At 67.9% G+C, this 7,077-nt stretch carries 6 protein-coding genes; 2 read left to right on the plus strand and 4 right to left on the minus strand.

Features of this window, described 5'->3' with window-relative positions:
- Nucleotides 1-237: 237 nt before the first annotated feature.
- The 3 genes from AB4Z09_RS28520 to cofC all read right to left on the minus strand — a co-directional run bounded on the left by AB4Z09_RS28520 (nucleotide 238) and on the right by cofC (nucleotide 4,268).
- On the minus strand, nucleotides 238-1,200 hold the full coding sequence (locus AB4Z09_RS28520) for a bifunctional NUDIX hydrolase/histidine phosphatase family protein (protein ID WP_174911633.1): 963 nt from the start codon (nucleotides 1,198-1,200) through the stop codon (nucleotides 238-240).
- Between the two features lie 62 nt (nucleotides 1,201-1,262).
- On the minus strand, nucleotides 1,263-3,398 hold the full coding sequence (locus tag AB4Z09_RS28525; protein WP_442241324.1) for an RNA degradosome polyphosphate kinase: 2,136 nt from the start codon (nucleotides 3,396-3,398) through the stop codon (nucleotides 1,263-1,265).
- Nucleotides 3,399-3,551: 153 nt separating this feature from the next.
- Nucleotides 3,552-4,268 carry a 2-phospho-L-lactate guanylyltransferase gene (gene cofC, locus AB4Z09_RS28530; RefSeq protein WP_442241321.1) on the minus strand — a complete coding sequence of 239 codons (717 nt, stop codon included), beginning with the start codon at nucleotides 4,266-4,268 and terminating at the stop codon, nucleotides 3,552-3,554.
- A gap of 165 nt (nucleotides 4,269-4,433) precedes the next feature.
- Between cofC and AB4Z09_RS28535 the strand changes: the two genes are divergently transcribed.
- Together AB4Z09_RS28535 and AB4Z09_RS28540 are read left to right on the plus strand one after the other, a co-directional pair.
- Nucleotides 4,434-5,432 (plus strand): NAD(P)H-dependent glycerol-3-phosphate dehydrogenase, encoded by a 999-nt coding sequence (locus AB4Z09_RS28535; protein ID WP_442241322.1) that lies wholly within the window; start codon nucleotides 4,434-4,436, stop codon nucleotides 5,430-5,432.
- Between the two features lie 72 nt (nucleotides 5,433-5,504).
- On the plus strand, nucleotides 5,505-6,611 hold the full coding sequence (locus AB4Z09_RS28540; RefSeq protein WP_114722497.1) for a D-alanine--D-alanine ligase family protein: 1,107 nt from the start codon (nucleotides 5,505-5,507) through the stop codon (nucleotides 6,609-6,611).
- A gap of 73 nt (nucleotides 6,612-6,684) precedes the next feature.
- Here the strand turns inward: AB4Z09_RS28540 and AB4Z09_RS28545 are convergent.
- Nucleotides 6,685-7,077: DUF3515 domain-containing protein (locus AB4Z09_RS28545; RefSeq protein ID WP_442241323.1), on the minus strand; the 393-nt coding region annotated here is incomplete at its 5' end.

A 7,077-nucleotide genomic window follows, 5' to 3' on the forward strand; every position in this document is an offset into this window, starting at 1 on the left:
TCGCCAAGAAGACCGTGGCGAAGAAGACTGCGGCCAAGGCTCCGGCCAAGACCGTCGCCAAGAAGACTGTCGCGAAGAAGACTGCGGCCAAGAAGGCTCCGGCCAAGCGCACTGCGCGTAAGTGACACCGCCGGCGCCTCGGCGCCCACGGAATTCTCCGTAACTGACACGGCGGCCACGGGATCTTTCCCGTGGCCGCCGCGTTGTGTTTTCTGTTGTACCAGATCGGGGTTCGCGTCAGTCGGCCTTACGGATGACCGGCAGGGGGCTGTCGATGTGATCGGCCGCCACGAGACGCCCGCCGGACAGCGACAACACCCAGGTGCTCGCCTTACGGTTTCGAGCCGACGGCAGCTGGATGCCGTCCCGCTCCGCCCACCACTCCATGAGGTCGGGGATGACGCCGCCCTGGCTGCAGATCACCTGGACGCCCCCCAGTGCCGCGATCTTCCGGGCCCGGGCACGCGCGCCCGCAGGATCGGCTGCATAGCCCTCCTCGGAGAGCAACGGCTCGATGCGGATGGGCGTCCCGAGCGCTTCGGCGAGGGGCTCCATGGTCTGTGTACACCGGGTGCGGTCGGCCGAGGAGATCTCGGTGGCCCCGAAGGCTTGCAGTTGAGGGACAAGAGCTTCCGCCTGGACCAGCCCCTTCGTATCGAGTGGGCGCAGGGTGTCGTCCCCGGTGTACTTGTTACTGCTGCCGGCCTTGGCGTGCCGGACCAGTAGGACGGTCGTGGTATCGGGCGGGAGCTGCATGAATCGTCGCAGGATCGTTCGATCCATCGGATAGGACAGCTGGTCGGGAACGCGATCGGGTGGCAGCCAACGCAGTTCGTCGACCTCGTTGTTCGCCGTGAACTGTCCGGATGCAGCCTCCGCTGCCCAGTACTCGACTCGTTTGAGCTTTCGATGCCCGGGTATCGGATATGTCACACGTGACAGATGTCGCCCCAATTGCGCTGTTATGCCAGTTTCTTCGCCGATCTCACGAACCGCTGCGACAATCGACGTTTCGCCGGGATCGAGCTTGCCCTTGGGAAATGACCAATCGTCATATCGGGGGCGGTGTATGAGAGCGATTTCGATCTCATACGGATTCGTCGGAGACTTACGCCACAAAACTGCGCCCGCCGCGAAGATATTCGCCTTGACCGGTCTGTCGGGGCTCGGCTTGTCGGGACTCGGCTTCTCACGACTCAAGGGCTTCGTTCCTTCCTTCGGCCACGGCTCTCGCGGTACACGGAGGCTGTGGTGGATCCTGCTCAGGAGCTGAAGGACCGCCGACGGCGCATCATCTCCTCCTGGTGTTCGCGGACCTTCTCGCCGCGGGCCGGCGCCGCCAGCCAGCTGCCGTCGGACTGCAGAACCCAGCACCGGGTGGTGGGATCCAGTGCGGAATCGAAGATCTCGTCGAGCTGCCGGGCGAGTCGAGGGTCCTTGACCTGCGCCATCACCTCGACGCGACGATCGAGGTTGCGGTGCATCATGTCGGCACTGCCGATCCAGAACTCGTTGGCGCCCCGGAAGTGCATGATCCGGGAATGCTCGAGGAAACGTCCGAGGATGGAGCGAACCTCGATGTTCTCGCTCAGCCCGGGAACTCCCGGCTTGAGGGCGCAGATGCCGCGGACGACGACGCGTACCGGAACGCCGGCCTGGGACGCGCGGTAGAGCGCATCGATCACCTGCTCGTCGACCAGGGCGTTGGCCTTGAGTCGGACCCCACACTCCCGTCCGGCATTCTTGTGCTCGATCTCGGCTTCGATGCGCTCGATGATTCCGGAGCGGACGCCGTACGGGGCGACCAGGAGGTTGCGGTACTGCGACTTTCGGGAGTAACCGGTGAGCGAGTTGAACAGGTCCGTCAGGTCGGCGCCGATCTCGGGTGCGGCGGTCAGCAGGCCCACGTCCTCGTACAGGCGCGCGGTCTTGGGGTTGTAGTTGCCGGTGCCGATGTGGCAGTACCGGCGGATCGTCGAACCTTCGCGGCGGACCACGAGGCAGGTCTTGCAGTGCGTCTTGAGACCAACCAGTCCGTACACGACGTGGACGCCGGCCTGTTCGAGCTTGCGTGCCCACTTGATGTTGGCCTGCTCGTCGAAGCGGGCCTTGATCTCGACGAGAGCGACGACCTGCTTGCCGGCCTCCGCCGCGGCGACGAGTGCGTTGACGATCGGCGAGTCACCCGAGGTGCGATAGAGCGTCTGTTTGATCGCGAGAACCTGCGGGTCGGCGGCGGCCTGCTCGATGAACCGCTGGACGCTGGTCGAGAACGAATCGTAGGGGTGCTGCACCAGGACGTCGCCGTCGCGCAGCGTCGAGAACACACTCTTCGGTGTCTCTCGCTCACCGAAAGCGGGGTGGGTCGCCGGGACGAACGGGGCGTCCTTGAGGTTGGGGCGATCCACGCCGTACACCTGCCACAGCGACGAAAGATCAAGTAGCCCAGGAACTTGGATCACGTCACCGGGGTCGACATCGAGCTCGCGCAACAGCAGCTCGAGCATGTGCTCGGTCATGTCGTCGGCGACTTCGAGTCGGACGGGGGAGCCGAACCTGCGGCGTGCGAGTTCGCGTTCGAGCGCCTGGAGGAGGTCCTCGTCGCGATCTTCCTCGACCTCGAAATCCGCATTACGCGTGACCCGGAAGGCGTGGTGCTCCACCACTTCCATGCCGGGGAACAACACGTCGAGGTGCGCAGCGATGAGGTCCTCGGTGGGCAGGAACGCCGCGATCGCGCCGGGTGCGTCGCCGGTGCGCTTGACGCGTACGAAGCGGTCGACGTTGTCGGGCACCTTCACGCGGGCGAAGTGCTCGCCACCGGTGGCGGCGTCCTTCACCGTCACCGCGAGATTCAGGCTCAGGCCGCTGATGTAGGGGAACGGGTGCGCGGGATCGACGGCCAGCGGGGTGAGGACCGGGAAGACCTGCTCGTGGAAATGATCCGAGAGCCGTCCGCGTTCCTCGGCGTCGAGTTCGGGCCAGCCGATGATCGAGATTCCCTCTTCGGCGAGCGCCGGACGCACCGAGTCGAGGAAGACCTGCGCGTGCTTGGACGAGATCTCCTGCGTCCGGGTTCCGATCAGCGCCAACTGTTCGCGCGGTGAGAGTCCGTCCGCCGACCGTACGGACAGGCCGGTCTCGTCCCGCCGCTTGAGGCCCGCGACGCGGACCATGTAGAACTCGTCGAGATTGGACGCGAAGATCGCGAGGAACTTCGCGCGCTCGAGCAGCGGCAGCGACGTGTCCTCGGCGAGCGCGAGCACGCGCGAGTTGAAGTCGAGCCAGCTCAGCTCGCGATTGAGGTAGCGAGCGACCGGCAGTCCGACGTCCTCCGTGCCCTCCGGCGTCGCGGCCGGCGGGGCGGTCGGGATGCTCGGCCGGTGGCCGCTCTCCAGGCCGCCGGCCGGAACCCCGCGGTCCGCGCCGGAGCCGTCCTCGGTCGCCCGATCGGAGTCTGTGCGTCGTTCGAGTGCTCTCCCGTTGCTCACTCTCCGATCATCCCTCGAGAAATGCAGGCGCGACAATCGATCACGCGCAGTTCACAGTATTCAGAGCTGCCGGACACCGGGTGTACACCCCATGTGCTCGAGCGCTGCACGTGTAGCCGGCCCGAGTCCCAGTCGCGCGGCCGCCGCGAGATCCGCGACCGTGTCCACGTCCTGGCGCAATCCCGGCCAGTCACCGTCGAGGGCGTACGCGCCGGAGGCGATGTGGCGGGCCGCGGAATCGGTGCCGAAACGTGGATCCAGCGCGTTGCCCGGCCCGCACGCGAAGAGGGCTGCCGTGCCGGTGCCGGTGTGGTCGACGACGATTGCGCGCCCCACCTTCCGGGCGGCAGCGAGGGCGTCGAGCAGCTCGTCCGCGCGCAGCGCGGGCAGATCGGCTTGCAGCGCCACCAGATCCGTCCGGTCGGGATCAATCTGCACGGAGGACTCCGCCGCGGCCAGCGCGGCATTGAGACTCGACTCCCGGGGGACAGCCCGGACCGGGTCGGGGAGGTGGCTCACGCCGTACTGATCCGCGATCGCCGCCACCGCCGGATCGGGCGTCACGACCGTGATGCCCGAGAACGAGTTGTCGGGTCCGGGGCCGACGCCCGCGCCGACGAGGGTCGCCAACGTGTCGTGCAGCATGGCGACGACGAGGTCGGTGCGGTCGGCGGCCGACAGCGATCCGGCGAGCCGCGACTTCGCGAGCCGTAATTCCTTGACCGCGATCAGGACATGGGTGTGCACCGGTCGCTGCGATCGGTGCTCCGCCTTCATGGGACGCAATCTTGCCAGTCGTGTCGAGGGTGGCTCGCGACCGGCGAGCGGGGGAGCCGGGGAGATATCGTGTTCCAAAGCAGTGGGCGGCGTGGGCAGGGTCGGTGGCGGAACGGTGTGGGCAGTGAACGGCACGAGCGGTGAGCGCAGATCGGAGGGGACGGCGTGAGCAGAGCAGCGGTACTCGGCGCGGGGTCGTGGGGGACGGCGTTCGCGAAGGTGCTCGCGGACGCGGGCACGGACGTGACCCTGTGGTCGAGGCGGCCCGAGGTGGCCGACGCGATCGTGTCCCGGCACGAGAATCCCGACTATCTGCCCGGGATCGTCCTTCCGCCGACGTTGTCCGCGACCGCCGATCACGAGGCGGCCCTGGACGGCGCCGACATCGTGGTGCTGGCGGTGCCGTCGCAGTCGCTGCGGGACAACCTGCAGGGTTGGGCCGGGGCCATCGGTCCGGACGCCACGCTGCTCAGCCTCGCGAAGGGCATCGAGAGCGTGACGCTGCTGCGGATGAGCGAGGTCATCTCGCAGGTGGCCCAGGTGGATCCGTCCCGCGTCGCTGTCCTGTCGGGGCCCAATCTGGCGCGGGAGATCGCATTGGGTCAGCCTGCCGCCACGGTTGTCGCGTGTTCCGACGAGGCTCGCGCACTTGCGGTTCAGAAGGCTTGTGCTACAGGGTATTTCAGGCCCTATACGAACACCGATGTGATCGGTTGCGAGATCGGCGGCGCCTGCAAGAACGTCATCGCCCTGGCGTGCGGGATGGCATCGGGAATCGGATTGGGCGAGAACACGATCGCGACGCTCATCACGCGGGGGCTCGCCGAGATCATCCGTCTCGGCGTCGCGCTCGGCGCGAACGCGGCGACGCTGGCCGGACTCGCCGGGGTGGGCGACCTGGTCGCGACGTGTGCGTCCCCGCTGTCGCGCAACCGCTCGTTYGGTGAGCGCCTGGGGCTCGGCGGCTCCCTCGAGAGCGCCCAGGCCGCGACCAACGGGCAGATCGCCGAGGGCGTCAAGTCCTGTACCTCGGTGCGTGCGCTGGCGGCCGCGCACGGCGTCGAGATGCCGCTGACGGACGCCGTCCACCGGGTGTGCCACGAGGGGATGTCCGTGCACGACGCGGTCGGTCTCCTGCTCGGTCGCCGCATCAAACCCGAATAGCTCTCGGGCGACCGGAATCGGCATACTCGGTCGGTTCGATGTGACGTCGCCCTCGACGGTACGGTTTGGGGCGTGAACAATCCGCGTACCAGGGTCGCCGTCGTCTTCGGTGGCCGCAGTAACGAGCATTCGGTGTCCTGTGTCTCCGCCGGCAGTGTCCTGAGGAACCTCGACCCGGACCGGTACGAAGTGGTACCGATCGGCATAACCACGGACGGCGCCTGGGTCCTGGGCTCCACGGATCCCGCGGACCTCGCGATCCGGGACCGGTCGATGCCGACGGTCGACGCGGAGGGCACTGCTCTGGCACTGACCGCGGACCCCACTCGTGCGGGCGCGCTGGTGAGCCTCGACGAGACGCAGGCCGGCCAGGCGCTCGCCTCGGTCGACGTCGTGTTCCCCGTCCTGCACGGCGCGTACGGCGAGGACGGCACAATTCAGGGGCTGCTCGAGCTCGCGGGCATTCCGTACGTGGGCCCCGGCGTCCTGGCCAGCGCGGCGGGTATGGACAAGGAGTTCACCAAGAAGCTGCTCGCGGCCGAGGGTCTGCCGGTCGGCTTCCAGGTGGTGCTGCGCCCGGGCACCCCGACGCTCACCGACGAACAGAAGGAGCGGCTCGGTCTGCCCGTGTTCGTCAAGCCGGCGCGGGGCGGCTCGTCGATCGGCATCACCCGTGTCGCCGACTGGTCGCAGCTGGACGCCGCCGTGGAGCACGCGCGCTCGCACGATCCCAAGGTGATCGTCGAATCCGGTGTCGTCGGCCGCGAGGTCGAGTGCGGTGTGCTCGAGTTCCCGAACGGCGACGTGCGTGCGAGCGTCGTGGCCGAGATCCGTATGCCCGACACGGACGGCGACGAGTCCGCGTTCTACGACTTCGACACCAAGTACCTCGACGACATCTGTGAGTTCGACGTCCCGGCCAAGCTCGACGACGACGTGAGCGCGGAGATCCGGGAACTCGCCGTCCGCGCGTTCCGAGCCCTCGATTGCCAGGGCCTGGCGCGTGTCGACTTCTTCGTCACCGCTGACGGGCCGGTCATCAACGAGATCAACACGATGCCCGGCTTCACGTCGATCTCGATGTTCCCGCGGATGTGGGACGCCGCGGGCGTCGAGTACGCGACGCTGGTCTCCACCCTCGTCGACACCGCACTCGCCCGCGGGACGGGACTGCGCTGAGGCAGGCGCCCGACCGACACGCGAGTTCGGCCCGAGCTCAGCTCGAGCCGAACTCGCCCTGGCAGGGGTACTTCTAGGGGTTGGGAACCGGGGCGGGGTCGAGCGGCTTCTGCGGCATCGACGCGGAGATCGCGGCGGAGGCGTCCTGCAGCGGCGTCGGGCCGGATCCGTTCGGAACGGTGAGCGCGACGTAGACGCCGCGGTCCACCGCGTACCACGTGCTCGCGTCGATGCCCTGCGCGGCGCCCGAGATCTCGAACCACTGCACGCCGTCGACGACATTGAGCGCGGACGCCTGGTGGAACTCCGGCGGGCGCTCGAGACCGCACCGCAGAACGACGGGCTCGCCCTCGGACGGCTGCCACGCCGCGGTGGCCTCGGGTGCGGGATCGCGCAGCTCGGCACGGGTGTAGTCGCCCATGTCCTCGGGCAGGTTCTCCATCAACGCGTTGCACTCGGCCGACTG

The sequence above is a fragment of the Rhodococcus sp. TAF43 genome, from assembly GCF_052113525.1.
In the GTDB taxonomy this organism is placed as follows: Bacteria; Actinomycetota; Actinomycetes; order Mycobacteriales; family Mycobacteriaceae; genus Prescottella.